The 25,931-nt window shown below is 60.7% G+C and carries 22 protein-coding genes; 18 read left to right on the top strand and 4 right to left on the bottom strand.

What is annotated here, in order from left to right; genetic code table 11:
- Positions 1-441: 441 nt before the first annotated feature.
- From BLW48_RS29090 to BLW48_RS29070, 5 genes are read left to right on the top strand one after another with little or no spacing between them, the layout of a single operon-like run.
- Positions 442-1,620: an aminotransferase class V-fold PLP-dependent enzyme gene (locus tag BLW48_RS29090; protein WP_093179004.1), complete on the top strand. Its 1,179-nt coding sequence runs from the start codon at positions 442-444 to the stop codon at positions 1,618-1,620.
- Between the two features lie 40 nt (positions 1,621-1,660).
- Positions 1,661-2,560, top strand: coding sequence for a transporter substrate-binding domain-containing protein (locus BLW48_RS29085; protein WP_093179002.1), 900 nt, complete (start codon positions 1,661-1,663; stop codon positions 2,558-2,560).
- A 33-nt stretch (positions 2,561-2,593) separates the two neighbouring features.
- The gene (locus BLW48_RS29080; protein WP_093179001.1) at positions 2,594-3,361 is read left to right on the top strand and encodes an amino acid ABC transporter permease; all 768 of its coding nucleotides are present in this window, start codon (positions 2,594-2,596) and stop codon (positions 3,359-3,361) included.
- Positions 3,358-4,050: an amino acid ABC transporter permease gene (locus BLW48_RS29075; protein WP_093178999.1), complete on the top strand. Its 693-nt coding sequence runs from the start codon at positions 3,358-3,360 to the stop codon at positions 4,048-4,050. The genes BLW48_RS29080 and BLW48_RS29075 overlap by 4 nt, the downstream gene beginning before the upstream one ends.
- 19 nt (positions 4,051-4,069) lie before the next feature.
- Positions 4,070-4,861 carry an IclR family transcriptional regulator gene (locus BLW48_RS29070; RefSeq protein WP_177142449.1) on the top strand — a complete coding sequence of 264 codons (792 nt, stop codon included), beginning with the start codon at positions 4,070-4,072 and terminating at the stop codon, positions 4,859-4,861.
- 795 nt (positions 4,862-5,656) lie between these two features.
- Here BLW48_RS29070 and BLW48_RS29065 read toward each other — a convergent pair.
- A complete protein-coding gene (locus BLW48_RS29065; RefSeq protein WP_218137533.1) occupies positions 5,657-5,974 on the bottom strand; it encodes a hypothetical protein in 318 nt (105 codons plus the stop codon).
- 105 nt (positions 5,975-6,079) lie between these two features.
- Positions 6,080-7,516, bottom strand: coding sequence for a SidA/IucD/PvdA family monooxygenase (locus BLW48_RS29060; protein ID WP_093178994.1), 1,437 nt, complete (start codon positions 7,514-7,516; stop codon positions 6,080-6,082).
- Between the two features lie 582 nt (positions 7,517-8,098).
- Here BLW48_RS29060 and BLW48_RS35145 point away from each other — a divergent pair.
- From BLW48_RS35145 to BLW48_RS29035, 6 genes are all read left to right on the top strand, one after another.
- Positions 8,099-8,650, top strand: coding sequence for a hypothetical protein (locus BLW48_RS35145; protein WP_143047814.1), 552 nt, complete (start codon positions 8,099-8,101; stop codon positions 8,648-8,650).
- A gap of 220 nt (positions 8,651-8,870) precedes the next feature.
- A complete protein-coding gene (locus tag BLW48_RS35505) occupies positions 8,871-9,041 on the top strand; it encodes a hypothetical protein (RefSeq protein ID WP_177142448.1) in 171 nt (56 codons plus the stop codon).
- Between the two features lie 242 nt (positions 9,042-9,283).
- A complete protein-coding gene (locus tag BLW48_RS29050; RefSeq protein ID WP_093178991.1) occupies positions 9,284-9,949 on the top strand; it encodes a hypothetical protein in 666 nt (221 codons plus the stop codon).
- 38 nt (positions 9,950-9,987) lie between these two features.
- Entirely contained in the window at positions 9,988-11,742 is a 1,755-nt protein-coding gene (locus BLW48_RS29045) for a phospholipase D-like domain-containing protein (protein ID WP_093178990.1), read from the top strand.
- Between the two features lie 258 nt (positions 11,743-12,000).
- On the top strand, positions 12,001-13,689 hold the full coding sequence (locus BLW48_RS29040) for a S1/P1 nuclease (protein ID WP_177142447.1): 1,689 nt from the start codon (positions 12,001-12,003) through the stop codon (positions 13,687-13,689).
- Positions 13,690-13,848: 159 nt separating this feature from the next.
- Positions 13,849-15,024, top strand: a complete 1,176-nt coding sequence (locus BLW48_RS29035) for a coiled-coil domain-containing protein (protein WP_093178987.1) — start codon at positions 13,849-13,851, stop codon at positions 15,022-15,024.
- A gap of 167 nt (positions 15,025-15,191) precedes the next feature.
- Here BLW48_RS29035 and BLW48_RS29030 read toward each other — a convergent pair whose 3' ends face one another.
- Positions 15,192-16,145 (bottom strand): hypothetical protein, encoded by a 954-nt coding sequence (locus tag BLW48_RS29030; RefSeq protein ID WP_093178985.1) that lies wholly within the window; start codon positions 16,143-16,145, stop codon positions 15,192-15,194.
- Positions 16,146-16,383: 238 nt separating this feature from the next.
- On the bottom strand, positions 16,384-17,406 hold the full coding sequence (locus BLW48_RS29025) for a tetratricopeptide repeat protein (protein ID WP_093178984.1): 1,023 nt from the start codon (positions 17,404-17,406) through the stop codon (positions 16,384-16,386).
- Positions 17,407-17,988: 582 nt separating this feature from the next.
- Between BLW48_RS29025 and BLW48_RS29020 the strand changes: the two genes are divergently transcribed.
- The 7 genes from BLW48_RS29020 to BLW48_RS28990 all read left to right on the top strand — a co-directional run.
- Entirely contained in the window at positions 17,989-18,942 is a 954-nt protein-coding gene (locus BLW48_RS29020; protein ID WP_093178982.1) for a hypothetical protein, read from the top strand.
- Positions 18,943-19,221: 279 nt separating this feature from the next.
- Positions 19,222-20,994, top strand: a complete 1,773-nt coding sequence (locus tag BLW48_RS29015; protein ID WP_093178981.1) for a 3'-5' exonuclease — start codon at positions 19,222-19,224, stop codon at positions 20,992-20,994.
- Entirely contained in the window at positions 20,991-21,674 is a 684-nt protein-coding gene (locus BLW48_RS29010) for a PIN domain-containing protein (protein ID WP_143047813.1), read from the top strand. The genes BLW48_RS29015 and BLW48_RS29010 overlap by 4 nt, the downstream gene beginning before the upstream one ends.
- A gap of 421 nt (positions 21,675-22,095) precedes the next feature.
- Entirely contained in the window at positions 22,096-23,262 is a 1,167-nt protein-coding gene (locus BLW48_RS29005; RefSeq protein WP_093178978.1) for a dsDNA nuclease domain-containing protein, read from the top strand.
- Positions 23,259-23,738: a hypothetical protein gene (locus BLW48_RS29000; RefSeq protein WP_093178976.1), complete on the top strand. Its 480-nt coding sequence runs from the start codon at positions 23,259-23,261 to the stop codon at positions 23,736-23,738. The genes BLW48_RS29005 and BLW48_RS29000 overlap by 4 nt, the downstream gene beginning before the upstream one ends.
- Positions 23,735-25,558 carry a hypothetical protein gene (locus BLW48_RS28995; RefSeq protein WP_143047812.1) on the top strand — a complete coding sequence of 608 codons (1,824 nt, stop codon included), beginning with the start codon at positions 23,735-23,737 and terminating at the stop codon, positions 25,556-25,558. Before BLW48_RS29000 ends, BLW48_RS28995 begins: the two co-directional genes overlap by 4 nt.
- 68 nt (positions 25,559-25,626) lie before the next feature.
- A partial coding sequence (locus BLW48_RS28990; RefSeq protein WP_143047811.1) for a hypothetical protein occupies positions 25,627-25,931 on the top strand: 305 nt, incomplete at its 3' end.

Raw genomic sequence — 25,931 nt, 5'->3', positions numbered from 1 at the left:
CTGCCTGCTTCATCGTGTCTGCCCGTGCGGCGCGTGGACCGCATGCGTGTCCGAAAAGTGCAACGCAAAAAAACGCGCAAGCGATTCCCGGGCGCACGTTGCCCCGGCATGGTGCAGGAGGCTGATCCCGCTGGAGACGCTATCTCGGGGTTTGGGCCTCACGCTCAGGGCCACCAAAACCATGCGAACGGTGCTTGAAAGAGCCTGTTTGATGCGGCTCGAGACGAAATTCTGTCTCGAAATCCGGACGCAACTTCTGGAGCGATCTACCCGTGTTTTTCCTCGTAAGCCCGGCCTCCGGAATGGCCGAATATCGAGACGTGGCGGCTCGAATGCACTCCTAGGATGACACCGTCGCATCGATTCACGTCACACGGTGGTCATGCGTTCCGTGCACCAGCCGCCCCACTTCGGGGCAACGATTGTTGAACTGAGGAAACCATGTCCGCCATTCTCGAGATTGATTCCGTCCGCCAGGAGTTTCCGGTCACCAAGCGGATGCTTTACCTGGACTCCGCGCACCAGACACCCATGGCGACCTGCGTGCGCCAGGCGCTTTCCGAATTTCTCGCGGAAGGCAACGAAATGGCCGGCCCGAAGCCGGTGTGGATGCGCCGCGTCGAGCGTGCCCGGGAGGATGTCGCGGCACTGCTGAACGCATCGCCCAGCGAGATCGCCTTCACGAAGAACACCTCCGAGGGTCTCAACATCGCCGCCAATGCCGTTCCGCTCGCAAGCGGAGACACGGTTCTGATGCTCGAGGGCGACCATCCGAACAATGCGTATGCCTGGCTCAACCTGAAGCGCAAGGGCGTGCAGGTGCGCTTCGTGAAGGTGGCGGACGACGAGGTCGCGACGGCGGAGACCTTCGAGCCCTTCATCGACGCCAGGACCAAGGTCATCTCGTTGTCGCACGTGACCTTCCATGCGGGCCAGCGGCACGACATCGCCGGCATCGGCCGGCTGTGCGCGCAAAAGGGCATCTACCTGGTCGTCGACGTGATGCAGTCAATTGGCGTGCTTCCGGTCGATGTCAGGGCGCTGGGCGTGTCCGTGCTGGCCGCCGGCTGTCACAAGGGTCTGCTCGTGCCGCAGGGTCTGGGCATCCTCTACGTGAAGGCCGGCCTTGATGAGCTGCAACCAGCGTACCTGGCGATGAGCAGCCTGGCGAATCCTCCCGAAGACTACATCGCGCGGCCTGACGATCTGGCGCCGCGCAAGGATGCCGGGCGCTTCGAGTTCGGCAACTACAACCTTCCCGATCTGCATGCCTTGTCCAGCTCGATCGACCTCATCCGCAAGACCGGTGTCGAACGCATCGAAGCGCATGTGCTCGAGCTGGGCGACCGCTTGATCGCACAGCTTGAAAGGCTTGGCGTGCGCCTCGTCGGTCCACGAGCCCGTGCCGGCCGTGCGCACATCTACGTGCTGGACCTGCCGGTCGCCGAGTGGCTGGACTACTTCACGCAGAACCAGGTTCGCGTATCGCCCGAGCGCGGCGGCATCCGCATCTCCTTCGGGCTCTTCAACACCTCCGAGGACGTCGACCAGGTCGTATCGCTGATCCAGCAGCGCCTGAGCCGCACCGCTCACCCGAGTGCGGCAACCCAGGTCGACTGATTGCCATCCGTTTTTTCTTATTGACCGCAGGAGAATCTTCATGAACCCGAAGTCGTCGTTTCTCACCATCGCAGCCGCATGCCTGCTGGCCGCGAGCATGTCCAGCTTCGCCCAGACCGGCGGAGATACGCTGCAGAAGATCAAGGAAACCGGAGCGATCACGCTCGGCTACCGCGAGTCGTCAGTGCCGTTTTCGTTCCTGGACAGCCAGCAGAAGCCCGTCGGCATCTCGATGGACCTGTGCGCGGCCATCGTGGACAAGGTGAAGCAGCAGCTGAACATGCCCAAGCTGGAAGTCAAGCAGGTGGCGGTCAACTCGTCGAACCGCATCCCGCTGGTCGTCAATGGCACGGTCGACATCGAGTGCGGCGGCACCGCGAACAACGCCGCGCGGCAGAAGCAGGTCGCCTTTTCCGTCGCCACCTTCGTCAGCCAGCCGCTCTGGCTGGTGCGCGTGGACTCCGGCGTGAAGAGTTCGGCGGACCTCAAGGGCAAGACCATCGTGGTCACGCAAGGCTCCAACGCCGTAGGCTTCGCACGCAAGTTCAACGAAGAGCAGAAGATGGCACTGATGACGATTGCGGCCAAGGACCATGGCGAGTCGATGCTCACGCTGGACAGCAACCGTGCCGTGGCCTGGCTCGAGGACGACATCCTGCTGGCGGGCGAGAAGGCGAACTCGCGCAACCCTGCGTCGTTTGCCCTCGTGCCCGGTGGCTTCGACAATATCTACTACGGCTTGATGCTGCGCAAGGACGATCCGGCGTTCAAGGCCCTCGTCGACGGCGTGATCGGCGGCCTCATGAAGAGCGGTGAGTACGACAAGCTCTACAGGAAGTGGTTCGAGTCGCCGATCCCGCCGCGCAACGTGAGCCTGGCCTTTCCCATGACAGAGAAGCTGAAGGAACGCGTCAAGGTCCCCAGCGACCGGATCGACTGAAGCAGCACCATCTGAAACTGACTGGAGCTCGATGTGTTCGACGTTCTTTTCGAGACAGTCCAGGACGGCGAGGAGCTGTACCTCGCCTGGTTGCTCAGTGGCCTGGCCTGGACGGTCGCCCTGGCGCTGGCGGGCTGGTGTGTTGCCTTCGTCCTGGGGGTGCTGGTCGGCTGTGGCCGGACATCTTCCAGTCGGGCGATCGCGCTGGCTGCGCGGCTCTACGTCGAGGTCTTCCGCAACATTCCCATCATCGTCCAGATGTTCCTCTGGTACTTCGTACTGCCGGAACTGCTGCCACCCGACCTCGGCAATGCGATGAAGAAGATGGTGCCGCCCTGGGGAGCTTTCTTCCCCGCATTGATTGCGCTTTCGCTCTACACCGGTGCTCGCGTGGCAGAGCAGGTCAAGGCGGGGATCGAAGCATTGCCCTACGGCCAGCGCTCGGCCGCCAGGGCCCTGGGCATGAGCGAACTGGAGCTGTATCGCACCATCCTGCTGCCGCAGGCGCTGCGCATCATCATGCCGACGCTGACCAGCGAGGTGATGGGCATCTTCAAGAACACGTCGGTGGCGCTGACCATCGGGCTTCTTGAGCTCACGGCCCAGGCCCGGCAGATCAACGAATTCACCTTCAAGACGTTCCAGGCCTTCGGCGCGGCAACCATCCTCTATCTGCTGCTTGCGCTCTCCGTCTACGCGGTCATGCATGGCCTGGAAAAGCGCCTTCGCACGCCCGGCACGGAGCCCACGATCACGAGACGCCGCTTCTTTCCGACGCGAAAGGAGGCGGCGAAGCCATGAACCACTTCGACTTTTCCGTGATCGCGCAGGCCTGGCCGTTCCTGCTCAACGGACTGGTGTTCTCCCTGCAGCTCACCGCGGTCGGCTTTGCCGGCGGCCTGGTGCTCGGCATCGGGCTCGCGCTTGTGAGGCACCTGGAAGTTCCGGTGGCGTCGCAGATCGCGAGCGCGTACATCACGCTGATCCGCTCGGTGCCCCTGATCATGGTGCTCTTCTGGTTCTTCTTCCTGATGCCGCTCGTGCTGATGTGGATGACCGGAGCTTCGCGACCGGTGCAGATCGGACCTGTGTGGACGGCCTTCGTGACGTTCACGCTGTTCGAAGCCGCCTACTACGCCGAGATCATCCGCGCGGGGTTCAAGTCGATGGCAAAGGGGCAGTACGGCGCATGCAAGGCGCTGGGGATGTCGACCTGGCAGAGCTACCGGCTGATCATCTTGCCGCAGGTGCTGCGTGTGGTCAGCCCGATCCTGCTCACGCAGACGATCATCCTGTTCCAGGACACGTCGCTGGTCTACGTGCTGTCGGTCACCGATCTGCTGGGAGCCGCCTCGAAGATCGCCCAGCGTGACGGTCGCCTGGTCGAGATGTACCTGGCGGTCGCCGTGATCTACATGGTGCTTTCCTCGCTGACATCACAGCTCGTGGCCATCCTGAAGAATCGCTATGCAGTCCCGGGCCGCAGATAGACACCGGAATAATGCGGCCATGAGCACCGTGACCAAGAAGGCGAAGAAAACTTCGACGGCCGTTGTGGGGACGCCTGTCGAGCGGCTGTTCGCGGTCCTCAACCTGGCGGCGAAGATGGGCATGATCTCCGCCGCCGACATCGTCTATCTCCTCGACCTGCCCCGGCCGACGGCACATCGCATGATCGCCACGCTGGAGGAGCTGCAGTTTCTCCAGAAGATGCCGGTCAAGGGTAAATACGCCGTCGCGCCCAAGCTGGTCGGACTGGCGACGTCGATCCTGAGCTCCACCATCGTCTACGCGCCGATACAGGCGCTGTTGACGGCTGTTGCGCAGAAGACCGGGGAGACCTGCGGTCTGGCGTTGATGTCCTCCGGCGAGGTCGAGTACATCGCGAGCGTCATGGGGCAGTCTCCGCTTACGCTCCAGTTCCAGGCCGGGCAGAAGGCACCGTTGCACTGCACGTCCAGCGGACAGGTCTTCCTGGCAGCGCTGCCGCCGGACGAACTCGCCAAGTTCATGGCCTCCGGCCCCTGGGAGCCGCTGACACCCAAGACCGTCACCGAGCCCAGGGTGCTTCTCGAGCGTCTTCGGAAAGTGAAGAACCAGGGCTATGCGGCCAACGAGTCCGAGTACATCGTCGGGGTCGTCGGTGCCGCGGTGGCCATACAGAACACAGAGGGCCAGGTCGTGGCGGCGCTCACGATTTCTGCGCCGAAGAGCAGGCGCACACTGGAGGAGGTCGTGGCAATGGTGCCGACACTGACGACGTACGCGGATCGGATCAGGCGGGCGATCCAGCCCCGATGAGATCTCGGCGGCAGCAGGCAGGGGCGCTCAAGCGCCAACCCTGACTGGCTGTATCAGGGACCGCAGGCCATTACCAGTACTACAGCCCAGAAGCGTTCAAGTTGCAGTTTAGCGTCTTCAGCGACGTCCTGCGAGCGATTCCGTCGCTGGGCTGAACTACGCATGTGGACGACGCCCCCTGTTGCGTCGATCTATTCCGAACTGTCGATCAGGAAGCAAACGACCGCTTTGGAGAAGCCCCCGGCACCCGCAGCGCCAAGCTGCCTCTGGTCTGAGCTGCCGGCTGTGTGGAAGCAACTCGTCGATGCCGCTCGTCCAATACGTGGTTGCCTGTTGATTTTCGCGCGGGCATAACCCCAGTTTCCGCGGGGGGCCTGACCGGCCCATGCTTCAGGGCGCACGCCTGCGGTTGCGTGCAATCGGTGCGCAAAGGGGATCGGCGCCCGATGGAAAAGTGAGTCGAATAAGCATGAAAATCCACGGCGCTATCCGGATGTGTGCGGATGAAGCGACCGACGTCAGCTTCTCGGTTCTCAATACCCGTTGTCCGTTTTCATCAGGCGAGTCCAATCCCTCCAACTCGCCTTCGCCGAACTTGGCGCGCTGCCGGCATGGAGGGTGCGCACAGACACCTTGTTTTCTTTGGCCAAAGGGGATGTCTGGCGGCCGAGCAGCGACTCGGATGCAACCGCAGTCCGCATGCCGCCCGAAAAAACGAGGACGGGAAACTTCACGCCGTCGCGCGTCGCAAAGTGCGCCTGGACTTCGAACAGCGACGTATTCCGTTGAAGTCTTTCAGCGCCGCCGCGCGGTCTCGGCAAACATGGGTGCATCGCTCATCCGGGCAATGTCACGGCGGATGCCTTCCTTGACGGACTCCGCAGCCCCGCCGGCCTCTATATCTTTCGCGACGGTCCTTAAGACATCTGCGTCCCAAGACATCCAGTCTGACCCATGCTGGTCGGCTAGATTTTTGAGGCCTTGATCAATGAAGAATCGCAGCACATCTGCTTTGGCGCATCGCAGAGAGAAGGCCAGTCCCCGCAGTTGATCGTCCATGCGCTGAGGCAAATGGAATGATCGAAGAACCATCGTGTCGGCGTTGTCAGCCATGTCGTGCTCCTTGAAGGTGCTCGGATATATGTACATATATACGTCGATATGATAAATCTGTCAAGTCGGGATCAACGAGGCAGCGTGCACCTCTGCCGCTTGCACTCAGCAGTACCTGGAGAGAACACGGTCAGCCAGCCAGCCCAGCCCCATGAGGTTCGTCGCCGCTGGGCCCTGAAGAGTTCCTAGCCCAGGCACGTGCAGTCCCTCTGGAAATGGCGCGCCGTTCATGAGCGGCCCGCGCACGCTGAGATCATGTCCGATCGACCCCAGGATCTGTTGCCTTCGTCCTGCATCAAAGCAGGGCCGTAGACCCGAGGCCGCAAAGAATTCATCCGCGAAACCCCATCGGTCAAAGCCCCGGGCATCGACGATGACCGTGCCTGGGCGAGTCGTCAGCGGCGCGGCGGGGGGGGCAACAAAGGGAGGCAGCGCCGGCAGTCCGAGCACTGGAAGGAGGGCGAGCGCCTGCGCCACTGCAGGGTCGGGCGGCGCGTCCATTTCGAGTTTGAGCAGGTCCGGCTGGCCGGGACCGCCTGAGCCAGCGTTGCGGTATCCACGCGCCGAATAGGATTCGTAGGTGATGTTGTCGGAGACCAGATTTCGAAGCACGTAGTCCCAGACTACGGCTGCCGTGGTGCGAGACAGAAAGGCTTCACGGACGTGTGGCGCCAATGCCTGCCAGGCCACGTCGTCGGTGAAAAGGCGGTCTTCGAATGGGCCGTCGTGTCGCGAGAAAAGGGTCGCCTCGCGGCCGACGATCGTGATCGGCAGGGTTGTCAGGCCTTTGCGAATGAACCAATATGCGATCGCGGCAGCTGTGCCGCCTGCCCCGATGATCAGGACGCAGGGGTCAGGGTCGCCGGACAGCAGCTGTTGCATCTGCGGTATCGATTTCCAGAACGCGCGGCCGTCAATGACGCGTGCGTTGGCTCCCGGCAGGGCCGCCTGCGGTCGGCCGCTGCCGGTGATCACCACGCCGTCGTAATCGGTGGTGGTGATCGCACCGTATGGATCTGTGGACTCAACTCGCCAGAATCCCCCGGGACTGATGTAGTCCACAGACCTTACTTCGTTGGCAACCAAATTCGCAGCGCCATGGTGGACGGCTTTTGAGACTGCCTCCGTCAAGTAGTCCGCAAACTCCCGATGTCGCGGCGGATTACGGCCGTTGACGACCCAGTCGCAGTACCGTGCCCGTCCCGATGCGCCGATGGCGAAGGACTGCCAAGAGAAGTCGCTGAGCATCGCCTGGGCGACGCGAGGGCCATAGGTCGTGGTGTCGTATGGAAAGCCGAGATCTCGCTCTGACAGGGTGCAAAGGGGCTGCTCGCCGTCCGTATATCCAATGGTCCCTCGCCACGCGGCACCCACCAGGCTGGGCTCGTAGAGATCAATGTCCGGAGGCGTGCGGTGATGCCCCGCAGCACGAAGCGCAGCAGCCTTCGAGACGATGGCTGCGCCTTTCGGTCCTGCGCCGATGATCGCGAGTCTTTTGATCACGTTTTTTTTACCTCCTTCGACGGGCGCCTTGGTCTGCATGCACTCCGGTCATCAGGGCCAACAAGATGCACCGGCCGCGGTCTGTGACGGAACGCCAAGCCATCATGGTGCGACAGGTCATGGCATCGCGCTGCTTGTGCCGGTCTTCTTGGCACGCCGGACCATGGGCCAGGAATTCTCCTTCCCTGGAATCAACGCCATGAAGATCGTATCTGCGTTCCATTGAAGAAACCAGTTGAGCGGCCTACCCGATTCATGGGATACGGACGCGCATCGACCACGTTGCACAAACGGACGAGGATTCCGGTGCGTTTGCACAGGGCAAGAAGCGGGTTGAGCGCCAGCCGCTGCCGACGGGGTTGTGGGGGCCGTCGTCGATTGTTCGGAGATTTTTCGGGCGGTGATCGGCAGGGACCGACCGGGAGGTAGGGCCCATGGTGTGGGGACGCAAATCAGTACTTCTTTTTCCGAGCAAGGGGTGGCCGTGATGATCTCTGGCCCGCTATGCGACAAGAACTGCTCGAACTCATGCGTTGGTCGAAGCCGGTCGGTGCTGAGGTGAGGCGGCAGCAATAATGCGGCATCTCTCTCAGCCGGCTCCCGGGTCGCGGAGGACACCCAATGGATGGACAAGATCCAGTAGAAAAACGTGCTCAGGAGCGACGAAACGCCGTTCGCGAAGTGCTTTCCAAACCAGTGGTTTTGGAGACGACTGACTATGTCGCCAAGATTCGTCAGAACTTGATGATTGCGTCCACTGTCACGATTGCAATCTTATTCTTTGGTGTGCATGCGGCAGAGAGCCAATCATTTATTGGACTCACTCTCGAGAAGCTGTCGACGCAGAAGTTGAAAATCGGTCTGCTGGCGATCAATGGCTACATTCTCGTGCACTTCCTCTGGTTGATGTTCGACGCATTCCAAAGCTGGCGCATTCGTCTTACAGGCTCTGGCGCCTTGTATGGCCACAGAAGCTCTTTCCGCAGTGACGAATCGACCTTGTCGACGATCCGCGGCAATCCTCACTGCACAACTGGTGGACAACGATTGCCAGCCGGCGCCCCGACCAAGCCTCGCGAACGAGGCTGGATAAAGTTATTGCCGATCTTGAAAACTACTATTCGATGGTCAAGATTCAGGACGCCAACAGTCTCACCGCCGACGTCATCGTGAGACTTAACAAGAACTTCAAGGAAATTCAATCTTTCCGCGCCGATCTGGAACTGGCGAAAGCCGCTCTCGAGAGTCCAACGCCACCCGCTGCGCTTGAGAAGTTCGACGGTGCTTATCGCCTGCTTCTGAAAAGCCAAAGTACCCGATGGCTCTTGCTTGAGGTCGGGTTGCCCGTTGTGCTTGGGTTGGCGTGCGTTCTGCGGCTGGTATACGAATTGTCTTGACTGCGGATCTCCGGAGATGTGCTGCTCCTGCAGCCTCGCTGCCCCTGTCGGTCTTCGAGGAGGTGCAGGTCCAGGGCGTCATCGTCAGGATGATGCGCACGTGCGCGCCGCCGCAGTTCCGCTTCCAGTTGATGAGCAATGCCGCGGGCATGCAGATCGCCCCGTAGTGCGCGTCGGCGCCATTCCGTTGCTCGTGCGCCCAATTCCTGATCGGGCAGCGTTTCTGTGTCCATCATGATGCTGATGGTGTTCGTCAGCTTGGACTGCAATCGGTCGCCCGCTTATGAGGTCAACTGGATGCCTCACCAAGCCAACGTGCGCGGGCCTGCTGTGAGCTAGGGGTTTGCACCGTCCTGGCATCGCCGGAATATGGGATGTGACCTAAGTAACAAAAGATCACACTGATCGAATGAAGCTGTTCTTCCGACTCCGGTTCGTGCTTGCGCTCTGCGCCTTCGTGATGACGACTGCTTGTGGGCGGGCGACGCTACCTGCCTTGCCTTACCCGGCGGTCCAGAGTTCGAGTCTGCTGAATCAGTATCTGCTGGCCCTGCGTGCCGCCGAAAAGCGACAGATCGCCTATCCCGATGAACCTTTGTGGCTGCGCGACGAAGGCGGCAGGAGTGTTGATACGGCGCTGAATGCGGACAACGCAGCGATGGTGTTCTATGGGCTTTCTCACGGGGTTGGCAATGAGAAGATCAGCAACGAGATCCTGACTACACTGGCACCGATGCTTCAGCGGTACGAGGCGGCCTATGAGAAAAGCCAGGGCAAGTGGTACCAGGAGGAGTACGTCGAGACGATAGGCGTGCAACTCGCAATGCTGTCTGCATTCCAGCCCAAGCTCTCAACTGTTCTGCCTGGGTCTGGGAAGATGATTCCTGCGAGCCTTTCCACGTCCACCCCTCCTGCAGTTTCGGACAATGCACGGCAACTCGTGGAGTTCTACAAGATGTCCCAAGCCGAGGCCAGGACCAGTCTCCTTGCCAAATCCAGCGAGCTTGCAGGTTCAGAGCGTCTGAAGGCACCGGCCAGAGAGCGGTTGCGGGTGCTTCTAGACAGGTATCGCTAGGACCGCTGATCTCGGGCGGCGCAACAAGGGGAACTGCTATGCCGGTGAAGACCAACTTGCTCGTCAACTGCGACGATGCCCTGCTGTTCTGGAGCGTTGCGGCGCCGGTTTCGGATTGCCTTGGCTTCGTGATCGACCGGGAGCGCAAGTTGGCCGACGGTACGGTCAAACCCGACGTGCTCGGAAACAGGATGGGATTCAAGGGCGACAAGCCCAAGGCGGGCGAGCACCGATCGTCAGAGGAATGGCCTTTCCAACGCCTGTGGTGGACGGACCACGAGGTCAATCTCGGCGACACGGTACGGTACCGCGTCACCCCGATGGTGAAGGACGGAAACCAGCTCAAGCGGCTTGCTGCAGAACGCAGTGCCTGGACGCCGTGGGCGACGCTCGCCGGCGGTACGCAGGACGGCTACGCCGCCTTCTTCAATCGTGGGCTGGTCATTTCCCAGTTCATGGCCCGGTACCTGGAAAGGCTGCGCGTTGCCAAAGGCCTGGCAACACGCAAAGAGGCCCTGAAGGCCTTCAAAGACAGTCTGGGTGAGCATGAACTGCCCATTCGCAAGTTCCTCTCAGGCGCCTTGCGCACGGAAATGCTGGCACTGCTGGCGGATGCGAAGAAGCACGGCAAACAGGTCTACGGGGCGCTGTACGAGTTGGCCGATGATGAATTGGTGAAAGCACTCTGCGCCCTGGGTGCCAACGCCAATGTTGTGCTGGCGAATGGGTCCATCACCAAAAAGAAGACCGAAACCACGAGCGAAGCGCGGCAACGCGACGAGAACGAGGATGCCCGCAACGCCCTCAACGCGGCCGGCGTCGCGGTGCATGATCGCTTCATAGCGCCGGGCGCTCTGGGCCACAACAAATTCCTGGTGGTTCGCAACAAGAGCGGCAAACCGGAATCTGCCTGGACCGGCAGCACGAACTGGACGAGCACCGGGCTGTGCACCCAGACCAACAACGGGCTGCTGGTGACGCATCGCGGTTTTGCTCAGGAGTATTTCGACCAATGGGAGCGATTGCGCGATGCCGGCAGCACGTTCCCGAAGGACCTGATCGACAGCAACAGCGCGGCCAAGCCGGTCAAGACAAACAAGTCGTCGGCGGAGATCTGGTTCAGCCGCACCAAGGGGAAGGTCGATCTTCAAGCACTCGACGCCGCTGTCAGTGGCGCCAAGGACGGCGTGCTGTTCCTGATGTTCCAGCCTGGCGGAAGTGGCGTGCTCAAGACCATCCGAGATCTCGCCAAGGCAAAACCGGCGCTCTATGTGCGCGGCGTTGTCAGTACGCTCCCGGCCGATGCGGCTGACGATGAGAGTGCAGTGAAGGTCGATGTCCAGGCCGATGTTGCGAAGCCGCCCATGACCCTCGACGTGGTGCAACCTCGTGGCACCAATGCCTTCGCCAACTGGGCCGCCACCGTGGCACGCAAGGAGTTCCTGACCAAGCAGGGCGGGGTCATCGGCTTCGCGATCGTGCATTCCAAGGTGATCGTGATCGATCCGTTCACCAACCCGGTGGTCATCACGGGCAGCCACAACTTCTCCGGCAACGCCAGCACCGCGAACGACGAGAACTTTGCCATCGTGCGCGGCAACAAGGAACTGGCGGCCAGCTACGCGGCGCACATCATGGGCGTCTACGACCACTATCGCTGGCGGGCCCTGCTCGGCGAGAGGCAGGACAAGAAGGACGCAAAGTCGCTCACGGGCTATCTGGCGGAAACCGATGCCTGGATGGGGCGCAAGCTCAAGTCGGCGGCGCGTGAACTCAAATTCTGGTTGAACTGATGAGTGGCCGTGGTGCAACAAAGGCCACACTCGTCTGACGCTGGGGCTGCGGAAAGCAGTCAGGCCAAACGAGTCAGGAGGGGAGCGGCTGGGCGCTCACGATGGAGGTTCCCCGCTTCCATCTGCGTCGGGTATGACTTGAGCGGATGTTCCTTCGGCAGGTGCGGACGCGCATTCGCTGCGCGTTGGCTGCGCCAAGGAGTGTCCCCCTGGACTCGGAGGAACGCCAACATGGCGAGGAGGACAAGAATGAACGCGATGAAGAAATTCGCTTCGGCTGCGGTGGCGCTGGCCGTCGCGGGCACGGCGCACGCATGGGGGCCGCAGGGCCACGGCCTCGTCGCCTTCATGGCGGAGGCGAACCTGCAGCCGGCCGCCAAGGCGGAAATTCGGCGCCTGCTCGCGCTGGAGAACGTCAAGGGCCTGGACGACATCGCGTCCTGGGCGGATGATTTTCGTAGCAAGAACCCGCAGACCGGTCCGTTCCACTTTGTCGATATTCCGCTCGCTGCAGCGGCGTATGACGAGCAGCGCGACTGCCACTACGACAAGGACATGCGACGCGTGCCCGAAGCGACCTGCGTGGTGGCCAAGATCGTGGAGAACGTGCGCGTGCTTGGCGACCGCGGCAAGGGCGACCCCGAACGGCTGATCGCGCTGAAATACCTGGTGCACCTGGTGGGCGACATCCACCAGCCGATGCATGCGGCGGACAATGGCGATCGCGGCGGCAATGGCGTCGGCGCGAGTTACTTCGGCCAGGCCACGAACCTGCACGCTGTCTGGGACGGCGGCATCATCGAGAAGCAGTATGGCTGGAAGCTCGGCCCCAATTTCTCGTACGACCACGTGGCCGTCGGCAATGCCGCACAGGAGATGAACGCGCAGATCACGCCGCAGCAGCGTGCCGCCTGGCGGCCCCGATCCACAGTGCTGGAGGGCACCATCGCTGAATGGGCCAACGAGTCCCACGCGCTCGCGCCGCTGGCGTACATCGGCGTTCCGACCGTGACCTGGGCGGGCTGGGAAGCGCAGTACCAGGAGGCGTTCTGGCCGGTGACGCGCACGCAGCTGCAAAAGGCATCGGTGCGGCTTGCGTCGATGCTGAACCTGGCCCTCCATGCGCCCGATGCGTGCCCGAGTGCCGAGGACTATCCGGCCTTCTACATCGGCCCTTACGTCGGGCCGGAGGACATGCTTCCGCCGGCCAGCTACGCGCAGGACTTCTACTGTGCGGCGCTGTTCCGCGGAACGAAGTATCCCAAGGGCTTCGTGGGCGTCTTCGGCAGTTCCGCCATCGGTAGCAAGAGCGCGCTGCCCGACCCGCAGCTGGCAGCGGCCAACGATCGCCTGTACGCGGGCATCTACGAGTTCGCAAAGAAGTGGACGGCCGCCAGGGGGACGGACTACCCGATCCTGACCGGCGCCGGCCCGGGTCTGATGCGTGCGGCCAACGAAGGCGCCGTGGATGCGGGTGGGGCGAGCATCGGCTACACGACCTACTACGACGGTCCGCAGCACGACTACCACGCCGCCTTTCAAAAGCGCACCGATGGCAAGCTGCTCGTCACCGACGGGCTGATTTTTACGAGCGATGTCGCACGCGAAACCGCGCTGCTCTCGCACTCGAAAGTGATCGTCGTCGCCCCAGGCGGTTCGGGCACGGGCTGGGAGCTGTTCCAGGCGCTGGACACGCTGCGCAACAAACAGCTCTCCTCCGCCCCGATGCTGCTGGTTGGCGAGAACCGCCACTGGGTGACGTTCTGCGACTTCGTCGACGACATGCACGCGCGCGGAACCATGGCCCGCGAGAAGTTCGACGCGGTGGTGCGTCGCGTGGACGACCTGCAGGGCCTGGATGGCGTTGTGGCCGCTGTGCTCGATCCCCAAACCGGCGAGCAGGCTTTCAGGGCACTGCCAGTGTGTCGCGGCACGCCGAAGCCCTGAGTGTTGGTTTCCACGCAGACGCAACCCATGTTTCCGCTGACGCTTGGCCCTGCCATGCCTCAGAGCGCCCGCCTGCGGTAGGTGGGTCAGCCATTTGATGAGAAAGCAGGTCAAACGCGCGGGGAAATCCACGGTGCGACCTCACAACGAAGGACGGACATGGAAGAAAACTCGATTGATGCGATCCTCGTAGAGGCCAAGACCGGATTGAGCAGCTTGAATCTTCAACTGGAGGAGGCTCAAAAGTGTCTTGCAGGTGTGGGAGATATCGCCGCTCAGGCCACCGCCCAGGCCGAAGAAGTGGCGGAGGCGACCAAGAACGCCGCAGCCGGGCTTTCAGACATCCAGTCGAAGGCCGAGACCGCGCGGAGCCATGTCGTTGAAATTCTGACCGCGAAGACGCAAGTCGAAGACCTTCAAGCGGTGATTGCTGCAAAGTCCGAGCATATCGAGCAGGCTCAGGTGCACGCCGACAAAGTTCGCGCAAATCTCGACAGGCTTCACACGCAGGCGACGCAGAAGCTCAATGAGATTCAGGCGAATGCAGAGAACGCTGAGTCCAACGCGGAGTCTGTTTCAGAGCACCAATCGACAACTAAGGCGCTGCGTGCTGAGATCGAGGCCGACAAAGAAGCCGTTGACGGGGAGGTTGAGAAGATCAATGAGATCCTCGACCGGCTGCAAAAATTCGCAAGCAACGCCGAACGTATCGAGCAGAAGGTCATTGCGTACGAGACGAAGCTCGAGCAATTCCAGAAGCAGATGCAAGAACGCATAGCCAGCATAGACGCCTTGCTGCCTGGTGCGACCAGCGCTGGTCTCGCAACCGCGTTCAATGATCGGAGGCAAACATTCTTGAAACCCGGAACTCAGTGGCAATGGGTATTTGTAGGTGCGCTCACGACCCTGGTTCTCATCGCACTAACCGGGCTCTGGAGCGTCTACCGCTCTGCCATGCCACTTTCGTACGATGAGCTGTTCCGACTTTGGCTTGCACGGCTACCGATAGCGGGTGCTCTCGTTTGGCTGGCACTGTACTCCAGTCGCGAGTCATCACTCGCCAAGCGCCTCGAAGAGGACTATGGGTACAAGGCCGCGGTGGCCGCGTCATTCCAAGGCTTTCACAAGCAGATGGCGGATATCACTCAACAAGCTGGCGCCGATTCACCGGTGGCCAAGCTGTGCACGGACACGCTCACTACGATTGCTGCCCCACCGGGACGCATCTACGACAAACATAATCTTGCGGCGACGCCTAGCGCGGAGGTGGCGCAAATGGTCAAAGCGCTGTTCGACCGGGAACGTAGCGGTGCCGCTTCAGCCAACCCGAAGTGAGCGGGATTGTGCGCTGATGCATGCGTCCGTGATGCACCTCCGCCGGATATGACATTTCTGCAAAATCTCATCCACCGGGGATGGCCGTAGACGTTCTCAAGCAACATCATCCATGGCCTCGATGCAGACAAACAGAGGCCCCCGAGGTTCGCATCCCGCAGCCCGGTTCAGTCGGATCTTTGGAGAGGGTTTGGCCAGCGCATCGCCCGCACGCCGCCCGGTGCACTGGTGATCTTCTCGAGCTGCTCCCGCGGGATCTCAACAAAGGTGGTGTTTCCCTTGTCGAACAGAATCAAGGCTTCCGTGGTGCGCAGTATCAAGAGGTATTCGCGCGAGCGGAGTTCGTCGGTCGTCGCGGCCGAGGTGCGTGATGCACTCGTCTCATTCTTGACCTGCACGGTGATGGAGATGCCGCCGCCATAGCTGACGAGTCGCAGGAAGGATGCATACGCATGAGGAGAGAACAGCAGGACGAGCCATGCCGAGAAGTACAGCGCTGTTACCACGCTCGCTACCCACCAAAAGCCCCGGCGCTTCCAGATTGCAACAAGAACTACGAACACCAAAAAACTGAGGGCTGACGCGATGGCGTGGATGACCGAAGCAGGCGTGGGCAGAAGGCGATGCATCCAGGGCAGCGTGATCACGATGGTGATGTATCCGCAGACCGCCACCGAGAACGAGTAGAGCAGCAGCTGCCACCACGATCGAGCTCGGTGGCGTTGAAGAAAGGTCTTGAAACTGCTGTCCCGAATGAGTGTCTTCTTGCGAAGCGCCCGACCGACTGTGCGGTCCACAAGATTGAAAATGAGCTCGAGCCACCAAGCGTAGAGCTGGGTCAAGAAGATCCAGGTTGCGAAGACAACGGCGCCCGTCAGCAGCAGGAACAGACTTCCAAACGTGACGGCCGCTTTGAGGTAGGGGATGCCCTCCAGCGGAGGGCGAAAGCCATAGTAGATCGCGTAGTTGTATGTTGCGAACTCGCTCGCGAAGCCGAGCAGTCCGGCACCCCCTAGAACGCCTACAACTGCGCTCAACACCAGCTTGAGCGAAAGTCCCCAGGGAATGTACGGTCGGATCCTCTGGTAGAAGTTCGTCATCACAGTCAAGAGATTTTCCATTCGAGATTTCTGGGACGTTGAGCGAAGAGCCGGTACGTTGGGGATGTCGGGGGCGCCGGTTCTTGACGCGCCCGATCGTGCAAGGCACCTCGCATCGGCGTGTGGGCAGGGTACCTCGAACGTCCACTGGCGCGAGACGGTTCGGCTGGCCGATGGGCGTAAGTCGCTTCCATTGCCGCCTGTCCACCGCGGAATGCGGCCGAGAGCGTTTGCGCTGGGCGCCGGAGGAACGAGCGGATCAGCCGGTGCCTAGCTTTTTGCGCAGCGCGGTCGCCCGCTTCTGAATGCCGACCTTCGGGTTCAGCGACAAGGCGTGCTCGAAGGCGGCCAGCGCCTGCGGTAATTGCCCAAGTGCCTCGTAAGACTCACCGCGAACGCGGTGCGCAATAGCCCCCCAGTCGGGTTGATCCTTTGCACCTTCCGCGAGCGCCGCATCGGCGGTGGCCAATGCTTTCGCCGCATTGTCTGGGCTCGCGTCCCCCTGGATCAGGTCACGCGCGGCCATCAGCTTCGTGGCGTAGTCGCCCTTGTCGAGACGTGTCACTTGAAAGGCTTTTGCATCCCGGAATTCGCCGGCAGCGGAATAGCTGAAGCGACCGAGGCCGTTGTGCTCGACGCTGAGTGCTTGCAGGCGGCCGTCCGAGTCCACATGGAACGAGTACTTGTCGGCCCAGCCGGTGGCCGGCTGCACGGAGAACACCGCACAGCCGAGATCAAGGTCGAGGACTTCCAGCAGATTCCCATCGTCGCTTGGGGCATTCGCCGTTTGGACGGCTGCATACCTTCCGCACCTCGAAAGGCCGATGTTGAAGATGTTGGCGCTATAGCGCCGGCGATACCGTTCGCGCCCGTCCGTATCGATCGCAATGACATCGCCCATCAGAGCCGAGCCGAAGCCCGCATCCTGGACGATGTAGCTGCCCGTGTCCGAGACGGCCGCATCCATCGGCCGGGCGAAGCAGGTCAGCTCGTGCATGACCCTGTCCGCTGGATGATCGACCAGAACGACCCTGCCGTTCCCGCCCTCCCTGTGCCCACCCCTGCCCGCACCGTCGGAATCGTTGCAGCCGACAATCCAACGCTTGTTGGGTGAGCGATGCGCCCGTCCGAAGAAGTCAGGCTGGGTCAGGGTGAGCCAATCATCGCGCAGCATCGAAGTCCGCGTACGACGCGTCGCACTGGGTCGGGTCGAAACGGGTGCTGCGGGTGTCGGCTTTGCCGGACTGCCGAGAAGGCCCAATAGTTTTGCGATGAAGGCCATTTCAAGATCCTTGGAAACTGCGTTCAGTCGCGTTCGTGCAAATCAGTACCCAGCCGGCACCGAGGCGCACCGCGAGCGGTCGATTCTCCTGCCGCATAGTCTATGCAGGTTGCTTCCTGTCCGGCGAGGTCCCCCTGCAGCTATGGCGCGAAGGCGGTCGAGGTGAGGGAGGGGACGCGCTGCTGTTCGATGCAACAGCGTTCCACAGGACGAGGCGCTCTCGCAAATCAGTCACTTCGACTGCAAAGTTGATGTGCCTTTCGATGAGAGACGTGCGCAGGAATCCGTCTGTCGCTTGTTGTGGCATCCTCGTTTCAATGGGGATGATGGGGAAAAGCCATGTTCAAGAGACGAATTCATGTCGCAATCGATGAGGCGACTTGGGGCAGGAGGCCGCTTCCTAGGTGGGCGCGCGGTGCTCCTGTGGTGCAAACCGTGGACATCGGTCGCGCGTTGCTCATGTTGGGATCCATAACGACGCCGAATGGCTTATCGCCCGGGTCCCCGGAGCGCTATTGGGCATGTATCCGCTATTTCACAGCCTGCGCAGCGGCACGAGATCTTCGAATCCGAACGCCTTTCATGGAACTGGACCCGCATCAGAAAGGCATCCTGAGCGATGACTTCGGAGTCGCGATTTCGACTGAGTGGCTTGTTGGAAAACTCGGTGGAGTAAAGGAAATCGTTGACGGGCGTCGTTTCGTCATCAACATGGGCGTGAGTCGAACGAGAACTGGTCGGCTACCAAAGACGGGTACTGGTAAGTGCCCGGACTTCATCCTTGAGGACATGCAGGGAAGATTCCACGTTCTGGAGTGCAAGGGAACGCAAAGCGGACGTGGATATCTGGACAGAGCGATGGACACGGGGCGGCAACAAAAACTCGGGGTTCGAATTGCGCCGGCTATTCGAGGCGAGCGTCTGGTTATCGGAGTCGCCCTTGCTGGTGAAGGCGACGATGCTCACTCGCAGTTGATCGTCAAGGACCCGGAGGATGAACCACTGACCGAGATTCGAGAGAAGGATGTCAGCAGAGCGAACCAAGTGTTGGTGCGGTTGAGTCTAGCTCGTGCGCTGAACCTCAGTGGCTTCACACAAGCGGCGTTCGAGATCGCTTGGCCCGAAGGGCTGGATGCGCGCAGTCCAGAGGTGGAGTTGCTTAGCGCGGCCGAGCGAAAAAGTCTTTCAAGGAAGGTCGAAGACCGCATGCGCGGCTGGCAAGAGGAAATTAATACAGAGTTCAGGTCGGCTCCCCAGCGCCAGATCGGCGACTTTATCGAGCAAGAAATGCGCTTCGACCTGCCTCCGATAGAACTAGATTCGGGTGATGTGGCCACGCGCCTAAAAGTTCGTCGAGGATTTCGCAGCAGCGTTGTGCAAGATCTTTCCCTCGCGGGGAAAGACTTGCGAGAGGCCGCTACCGACAAGGCAGTCAAGATCGCAGCAGGCGAAAACAGAGTTTCATTTGATGAGACAAGTCATTCCGTTCGGCTTGACTACGGAGATCTCTTTTTTAGCGAGATTGCTTTCGACTGAAGTCCATGACGATGAACATAGAGGATTGCTGCGAAGCAGCAAGGTGCGAGATTCAGTCATGCGTCGTCAAAACACCGCTGGCACCTGTCGCCCATAGAGTTTGAGCAACGCCATGTCCAACGGCTCAGAAGTGTCTAGAGAAGCCGGGCGATCAGTCCGCGTAATTGACGGTATCTGCTTGCTGCGTTAGGTTGTAGTCCTCCACTTATTCGGCCGATCCAGGCGATTGCATCTTCCATTGCTGTCTTGATTCCCGCGTTGAGCACTTGCGTTGCGCGGATGACGTCCGGCGAGCGTCGCCTGGCGGAACGGCTGCAGCAGAAGCTCGACGAAGACTACCTGCTGTGGTTCGACGTTCCGATCGGTCCCAAGCAGTGCCACCCCGACTTCGTCGTGCTGCACCCACGCCGCGGCTTGCTGATCCTCGAAACCAAGGATTGGCGTCTGGACACCATTCAGAAAGCCAGTCGCGGCGACTGGCTGATCGCGCCTGACGGTGTTCCCAAGAGCGTCCCCAATCCGATCGAGCAAGCCCGGCATCAAACGCTGCAGGTGGTCGACGCCCTCAAGCGCGACGCGCAGCTGATCCAGCATGAGGGCAAATGGCAAGGCATGCTCACCTTCCCATGGAGCTATGGCGTTGTCTTCACGCGGATCACGCGCAAGCAATTTGACGCCGCCGGCCTGGGGAACGCGATCGAGTCGAACCGCGTGGTCTGCTCCGACGAAATGCTGGAGGACGCCGAGCCTGAGAGTTTCCAGAGCCGGCTCTGGGACATGTTTCCGCAGCTGATGCGCGGCGCGCTGTCGCTGCCCCAGATCGACCGGGTGCGCTGGAACCTGTTTCCCGAGGTGCGCGTCCCCGAGCAAGGTGCGCTCTTCGACGATGCAGACGACAAGGCGACCATCCCCGACTTCCTGCGCGTGATGGATTTGCAGCAGGAACAGCTGGCACGCAGTCTGGGCGACGGCCATCGGGTCATCCACGGCGTCGCAGGGTCCGGCAAGACCATGATCCTGGGCTACCGCGCCGAGTACCTGGCCAAGGCCGCGACCGACCTGCACAAGCCCGTGCTCGTCCTTTGCTACAACGAGCCACTGGCGGTCAAGCTGCAGGCGTCGATGCAGGCCAAGGCATTGGCTGACCGCGTCCATGTCCGCCACTTCCACAAATGGTGCCGGGACCAGCTGGTGGCGTTCGGTCAGCCGTTGCCGTCCAACGACCTTGCCGTGGGCGCGAAGATGGAGCAGATGGTGAACAACGTCATCGACGGTGTTGACCGCCGAATGATTCCGTCAGGGCAGTACCTGGCGGTCCTGGTCGACGAGGGACACGACTTTGCGCCCGAGTGGCTCAAGCTGGTCACCCAGATGGTCGACCCCACGACCAACAGCTTGCTGCTGCTGTACGACGACGCTCAGAGCATCTACGACAAGTGGCGAGGCAAGCCCTTCAGCTTCAAGAGCGTGGGGGTGCAGGCGCAGGGCCGCACGACGATCCTCAGGATCAACTACCGCAACACCCGGCAGATCCTGCAGACGGCGAGTGCGATGGCCACCGAGCTTCTGCGGCCTCAGGAAAAAGATGATGACGGCGTGCCGCTCGTCCAGCCCGTGAGTTGCGGCCGCGACGGGCCGGAGCCGATCGTCATCGACCTGCCAAGCGCCCGGGCGCAGGCCGATCGGATCGCGGAGCTCATGGCCAGCGCGCACAACGAAGGGCACGCCTGGGGCGACATGGCGGTGCTATGCCGAAGCAGGGCGCTGATGGATGAGTGCGCCCGGGCCCTGGACCGTCGTCGATTGCCGCACAAGGTGCGCAAGGTCCCGCACGATTTCGACCCCGGGGCAGACACCATCAGGGTGATGACCCTTCATGCGAGCAAAGGGTTGGAATTTCCGGTGGTAGCTGTGATGGGGGCGCGCCAGGCTGTGGCGGGCCTCGAGGTTCTTGCCAAGGACGACGACGCGTTGGAGGAGATGCGGTTGTTCTACGTCGGTGCCACGCGTGCCACGTCGCGGCTCATGATCGCCAACGCCATCCGGCAGTGAGCAAAACCTATCTGCTGATCGATCTGCAGAATCGGCATCCTGCGCCGGAAAGCGTTGCGTCTTGGATGGGGGAGAATGGTGAGGCTTGGATCTTCTACGGTGAACACGAGATCGGCCTGCTCGCGCAGTACATGGAGCTGGGCGACCGGGTCTCCCTTGTCGACATCTCCAAGCCCGGCAAGAACTCGCTCGATTTCCACCTTGTTCTCTATTTGGGCTATCTGGTCGGTCGGCATGAGCCCGGGGCGCGTTTCGTGATCGTTGCGGCCGATGGAGATTACGACCCTGCGATCGTGCATGCCCGATCGAAGGGCCGGCAGGTCGAGCGTGTGGAGGCCTTGGGGCTGGCACCTGTCGAAGTCAAAGCTGCATCGGTTCGACAGAAGCCTTTGTTGCCACCCCCGACAGCGTCGAGCCCTCCGGCAGCCAAAGCGATCGACCCCATTCCTCTTGCGCCAAGGAGTAGGAAATCAAAATCCGTCGATCAGATTTGCTCCGAGATACTCAGGGACTTTGTTGAAGCGGGAAAGCCCAAAACCTTGAATGCACTCGAGAAGAGAATTCAATCGCGTTTTGGCCGCGAGCCTGCACCCGAAAAGGTCGTTGGTGTGATGTCCGCGCTCGTGGCGGCGGGCGTGATCAAGATTACCGATGGGGCACTGGAGTACCGGGGAAAGTGACTAAGTCGGCTTCAGACTGACAGCCGAACCTTACCAATGTCAGATTTATGGCACCTCGCGGTTCAATCTACCTTTAAACAACCATCTGTCAGGCATCGGTCTTTCAACTTCTGATCTGGCCGGCTACACAGTTCAGATTCCGGATTTCTACATCTGACTAAGGAGGTGCGCTCGATTCGATCGAAGAAGAGGGCGTCGTGATTCGTTGCGGTCGAAAGAGTATTTAACTGTATATTCATACAGTATGCGTGACTCCATCACTGTCTGCCGCCGCCCCGCTTCGATCACCTCGATTTCAGTTGGATCTAGTGCTGCCTTATGCCGCATCCTCCATCGGAGGGGGAATACAGGTAGTGGGCGTTCGCACGTAAATCTGATACAAAACGTGTGCAAACAATCTGGGGGGAGCAAGATAAGAACCATGGACATCATCCATGAGAAGGTGCCGCGCGAAACTGTTGGTCGAGACACCATGGTGCGGTTCCGGATGCAGTTTCAAGCTGCGGCATTCGCGGCGCTCGAAATTCTGAGCGGCAAAGAAGTCGATCGCGTCTACTGCGACTATCACGACGATTTCGTCGTGCGCAGGACCGTTGCTGGCGTAGTCGAGTACCACTTCTTTCAGGTCAAGACTAAAGGCAGGGCCAACCAGCAATGGGACATTGATGGGGTCTTTGCTCTGAAGAAGACGGGCGAACTCGACACGGCTGAAAAGCTGGAGGCGATTCGAAGCAGCATCGCTGGCAAGCTCTTCGTTCACACTGTGGAGTTCGGCGACCAATGCCGGGAGGTTACGGTCCTCAGCAATGTGCACTTCAAAGACGAGGTTCATAACCTCGTCGCAGACCTCGCTGCTGGCACGTCCAGTAAGAAGTACACGCGCCAACTCATCGAGAAGTTTGCAGCCATCGTTTCCCCCGACCAACCGCTATCGCCTGAACAGCTTGAAGCTGCTCGACAGAAGCTCACGTTGCTACCTGGCGTGCAGTACATCGGCGACACCCTCGAAGCCTTCGGCATTGCCGCGCATAACGCCATCTGGAAGCACTCCGAGATTGAGTTGCACCAACACGAGGTTGAGCGGATCGCCAGGAGCCTAGTGACACTTGTTGAGGAGAGGTCCTGTGCTCCGATCAGCGGGCTGTCCAAGGCTGACATTGACTTGGCGACTGGAGTCGGTCTTGAGGACCTGCTTCAGGTTCTGAGCATCTCCACTCAGGTGTACCAGACGCTGCTGCAAGGGGGAGATTCCGCGGCAATCAAGGCCGCGTCAGTCCTTCAGCGGAAGCTGAAGGAGGCTGGCGCCACTGAGTCCATGATCGAGGCGGCCTCGCGAGCGAAGGTTTCCTGGGATGTGTGGTTCAGAAGCGCGCGGCACACATTCCCGGACTTCACCTTCAACCTCTTACTCGACGAAATCGACAGGAGGTGCAAGGCGTGGCTCCTTGGCGGCGGTGTCTTGGCGGACCTCGAGAACTTCGTCCAAGAGATTTTGGACTCGCCCATTGGCAAGAAGTTTTTGGCGCTAGACACGGACTTAGTATTCGGCGGCTTCTGCGCCACTATCGTTAGGAGGGCGACGCGATGAGCTCCACCGAGTTCTTCAGCGAAGCCAAGCGCCTTGGTCTCAAGTTGAACCTTTCTGGCGAAGGGCCTTCGCCGATGCACACGCTCGACAACGAAGCTCTGTTCCAGCTGCCCTTGCTTGCAATGACCATCTTGGCAATCTCGAAGGGTCGGTCAAAGCCGGAGCTGCCCGAAATTGGTCAGTTGGTTGGAGAGTGCTTGGAGCGGACCGTGGCCGGCTTCAAGGGGTCATCGCAGGACATTGGTTGGTCCGGCAACCTGCGTATCAGGACCATCAAGGCCTTGACGTTCCTGGAGGCAACCGGTCAGGTCACCATCGACAAGATGACGCGCGAAATCTCTGCTACCGACTTGGGCAAGAAGGTCTATAGCGGGGCCGTGGTAGGGGAGAGTCTTCTGGCTCACTCCATGAAAACAATCGAGCTTAGCTACCAGTACATCAGGGACGAAGCTCGAGTCAGGGGAGAAGTGAATTGAGGCTGAAGTCACTGCAGGTCGAGCCGCTGGGTGAAGGAGGTTGGGAAAGTCCGCTCCTGGAGTTTGGGCACCGCACCACGATGCTCTTTGCGGCGAACGGCAGTGGGAAGTCGCCTGTCGTGCGTATGCTTGCTTCCGCGCTGGGGTTTCCCAACAACTTCAGGGCGGAAATCCTCGAGAAGTGCAAAGCCGTCGTCTTGCATGCCGAAGCGGACGAGAAGCAGCTCACAATCCGGCGTGCCCTTGAGGCGAAGAACGGGCTCTTCTATGCCACTATTGACTTCGATGGTGAGCAAACTGAGCACCATTCCGAGGCTTCTTTCTCGGTCGCGCTTTTCCAACTGCTCGGACTGAAGCCACCGCGGCTGGTGTCAACAAAAGGGGAGGAAACGAAGCCCTACATCGCGACCTTGCTGCCGCTCTTCTACTTGATCCAAGGCCACGGGTACTCGGCTGCCTACCGCGCCCCTAGCTCGTTCATCACGGATCAATTTGCGGAGATGGTGCGGTTCGCGTTCGGCCTGAACCCCAAGCACTCGTTCGAAGTCAAGAAGTCGCTCATCGAAGAGAAAGGTGCTTTGGAGGCGCAAACCCGCAAGATCGTCGCTGCGCAGCGTGTGCTTGAGTACCAGAGCCGCGGTGTGGACAACAGCGATGCAAATCAGGAAGCGCTGCAGCGGAGCTCTGAGAATCTGACGCAGCAGATCGACGGACTTCGCGTATCGGTGGACGCCAAGGGCACCGCGAGCTCGACACTGACGGAATTGCTGCGTCAGAAGGACGTGCAAATCCGGGCGCGCCAGCTGGAGCTCTTCGAACTGCAGAATCGGGTTGCAGGCATCGAGACCATCCGTGCGGAGATTGATGGCGAAGTCAAGACTCTCGGCTTGAACGAAGAGGCTCTCGGCGTCTTCAAGTCTTTCCAGGAAATTTGCCGCGCCCCGAACTGCGGACTGTTCCTCGGAAGCGCCGAGTCGTATGGAAAGAACCTGCTGTATCTGAAGGATCAAATCAAGGACCTTGAACGGAACAGCCAGCGCGCCGAGATTCGTGCTGAGCAGTTGGAGGAACGCCTTGAGGAACTGGGTGCGGAGCGCCAGACGCTCGTCGACAACCTAGAGTCGCCGAGCGCTTCTGGCGTCGACCAACTGGTGACGGCTGTACAGACTTTGACCAAGCAACTTGTCGGCGTTCAGGGCGAACTGGCCCGAATCTCGGGCTTGAAGAACGAGCGCTTGAAACTGTTCGCACTGGAGCAAGAACGAGACCGCATTCAGGACCGTATCGAAGGGCTAACGAACACAGGAAGGGCTGACCACGCGTTCAACGACCTTCGACGGAAACTGCGCGAGCTGACCGTGAAATGGATGGACATGCTGGACACCACCAGCGTGTCAAGGAACGTAGACATCGACTTAAATCTGCGGTTCACCTTTGGGGGAGAAACGCTGGAGACCATTGGCAGCGGCGGCACCAGCAGTACCACGAGTCGGCTAGTCCTCGCTATTCACGCAGCGCTGTTGGAGGCCTACCTCGCTGACAAAACTCGTCCGTTCCGCTTCCTGATTTTGGATACGCCGAAGCAAGACGAGCTCCACACGGCTGACTTGGCAAGGTACCTGACAGAGCTCGAGAAGATGTGCGAGGCGAACGACGCGCAGCTTCTCTTCTCCTCCACTGAGTACAACCATCCGACCGCGAAGGAGGACAAGCGTTGGCTTCCGAAGTACCGTGGGCCGGAAAAGCCGATGTACCTCGGGAAGCGGACCGACCTGTTGCCCGTAGGTGAGGCTGGGCTCGCTCCTGACGACGGAGCTTGAGGCCCGGAGCTCGGTGAGGAGCCAATGGACGGGCTGACGTTCACGGTGGAGATTGTGAAGGCGCTAGCGTGCCTGCGACGGTGCTGACGATTGCCCTTCGTTCCGCGCTTGAATCTCGGAGCCTTGAGACCGTCGCGACTACGCGGAATCAGTTTGCCCATCGGGTAGAGAACTTCGCCAAGTCCATCGAGGCTTCCGCCGACGGCCTGACCGCCGCTCAGAACGTCGACGTGTCGAAGCACCTCCTCATGCTCGAGGGCACCGGCCTCACCGACGAGCTGCCAGGGCAGTCCCAGTACCAGCGCATCGAACTGCGGCCGGCTCAGTGCCAGCGTTCCGTCGATGTTCTTGGGCCAGGCGAACTTGCCGCTGT

This window comes from Variovorax sp. YR266, assembly GCF_900107295.1.
Taxonomy (GTDB): Bacteria; Pseudomonadota; Gammaproteobacteria; order Burkholderiales; family Burkholderiaceae_C; genus Variovorax.
Note: the sequence above shows the minus strand (reverse complement) of the source record. Positions and strands in the feature narration are given on the sequence as shown.

What these genes read in the sequence shown, in the direction of transcription:
- BLW48_RS29000 (WP_093178976.1), top strand. Translation starts at nt 23,259, where the DNA reads ATGAGCTCCACCGAGTTCTTCAGCGAAGCCAAGCGCCTTGGTCTCAAG.
- BLW48_RS29020 (WP_093178982.1), top strand. Translation starts at nt 17,989, where the DNA reads ATGGAACTGGACCCGCATCAGAAAGGCATCCTGAGCGATGACTTCGGA.
- BLW48_RS35145 (WP_143047814.1), top strand. Translation starts at nt 8,099, where the DNA reads ATGGATGGACAAGATCCAGTAGAAAAACGTGCTCAGGAGCGACGAAAC.
- BLW48_RS29075 (WP_093178999.1), top strand. Translation starts at nt 3,358, where the DNA reads ATGAACCACTTCGACTTTTCCGTGATCGCGCAGGCCTGGCCGTTCCTG.
- BLW48_RS29050 (WP_093178991.1), top strand. Translation starts at nt 9,284, where the DNA reads ATGAAGCTGTTCTTCCGACTCCGGTTCGTGCTTGCGCTCTGCGCCTTC.
- BLW48_RS29035 (WP_093178987.1), top strand. Translation starts at nt 13,849, where the DNA reads ATGGAAGAAAACTCGATTGATGCGATCCTCGTAGAGGCCAAGACCGGA.
- BLW48_RS29070 (WP_177142449.1), top strand. Translation starts at nt 4,070, where the DNA reads ATGAGCACCGTGACCAAGAAGGCGAAGAAAACTTCGACGGCCGTTGTG.
- BLW48_RS29085 (WP_093179002.1), top strand. Translation starts at nt 1,661, where the DNA reads ATGAACCCGAAGTCGTCGTTTCTCACCATCGCAGCCGCATGCCTGCTG.
- BLW48_RS29030 (WP_093178985.1), bottom strand. Translation starts at nt 16,145, where the DNA reads ATGGAAAATCTCTTGACTGTGATGACGAACTTCTACCAGAGGATCCGA.
- BLW48_RS29005 (WP_093178978.1), top strand. Translation starts at nt 22,096, where the DNA reads ATGGACATCATCCATGAGAAGGTGCCGCGCGAAACTGTTGGTCGAGAC.
- BLW48_RS29065 (WP_218137533.1), bottom strand. Translation starts at nt 5,974, where the DNA reads ATGGCTGACAACGCCGACACGATGGTTCTTCGATCATTCCATTTGCCT.
- BLW48_RS29060 (WP_093178994.1), bottom strand. Translation starts at nt 7,516, where the DNA reads ATGCAGACCAAGGCGCCCGTCGAAGGAGGTAAAAAAAACGTGATCAAA.
- BLW48_RS29045 (WP_093178990.1), top strand. Translation starts at nt 9,988, where the DNA reads ATGCCGGTGAAGACCAACTTGCTCGTCAACTGCGACGATGCCCTGCTG.
- BLW48_RS29015 (WP_093178981.1), top strand. Translation starts at nt 19,222, where the DNA reads ATGACGTCCGGCGAGCGTCGCCTGGCGGAACGGCTGCAGCAGAAGCTC.
- BLW48_RS29090 (WP_093179004.1), top strand. Translation starts at nt 442, where the DNA reads ATGTCCGCCATTCTCGAGATTGATTCCGTCCGCCAGGAGTTTCCGGTC.
- BLW48_RS29040 (WP_177142447.1), top strand. Translation starts at nt 12,001, where the DNA reads ATGAAGAAATTCGCTTCGGCTGCGGTGGCGCTGGCCGTCGCGGGCACG.
- BLW48_RS29025 (WP_093178984.1), bottom strand. Translation starts at nt 17,406, where the DNA reads ATGGCCTTCATCGCAAAACTATTGGGCCTTCTCGGCAGTCCGGCAAAG.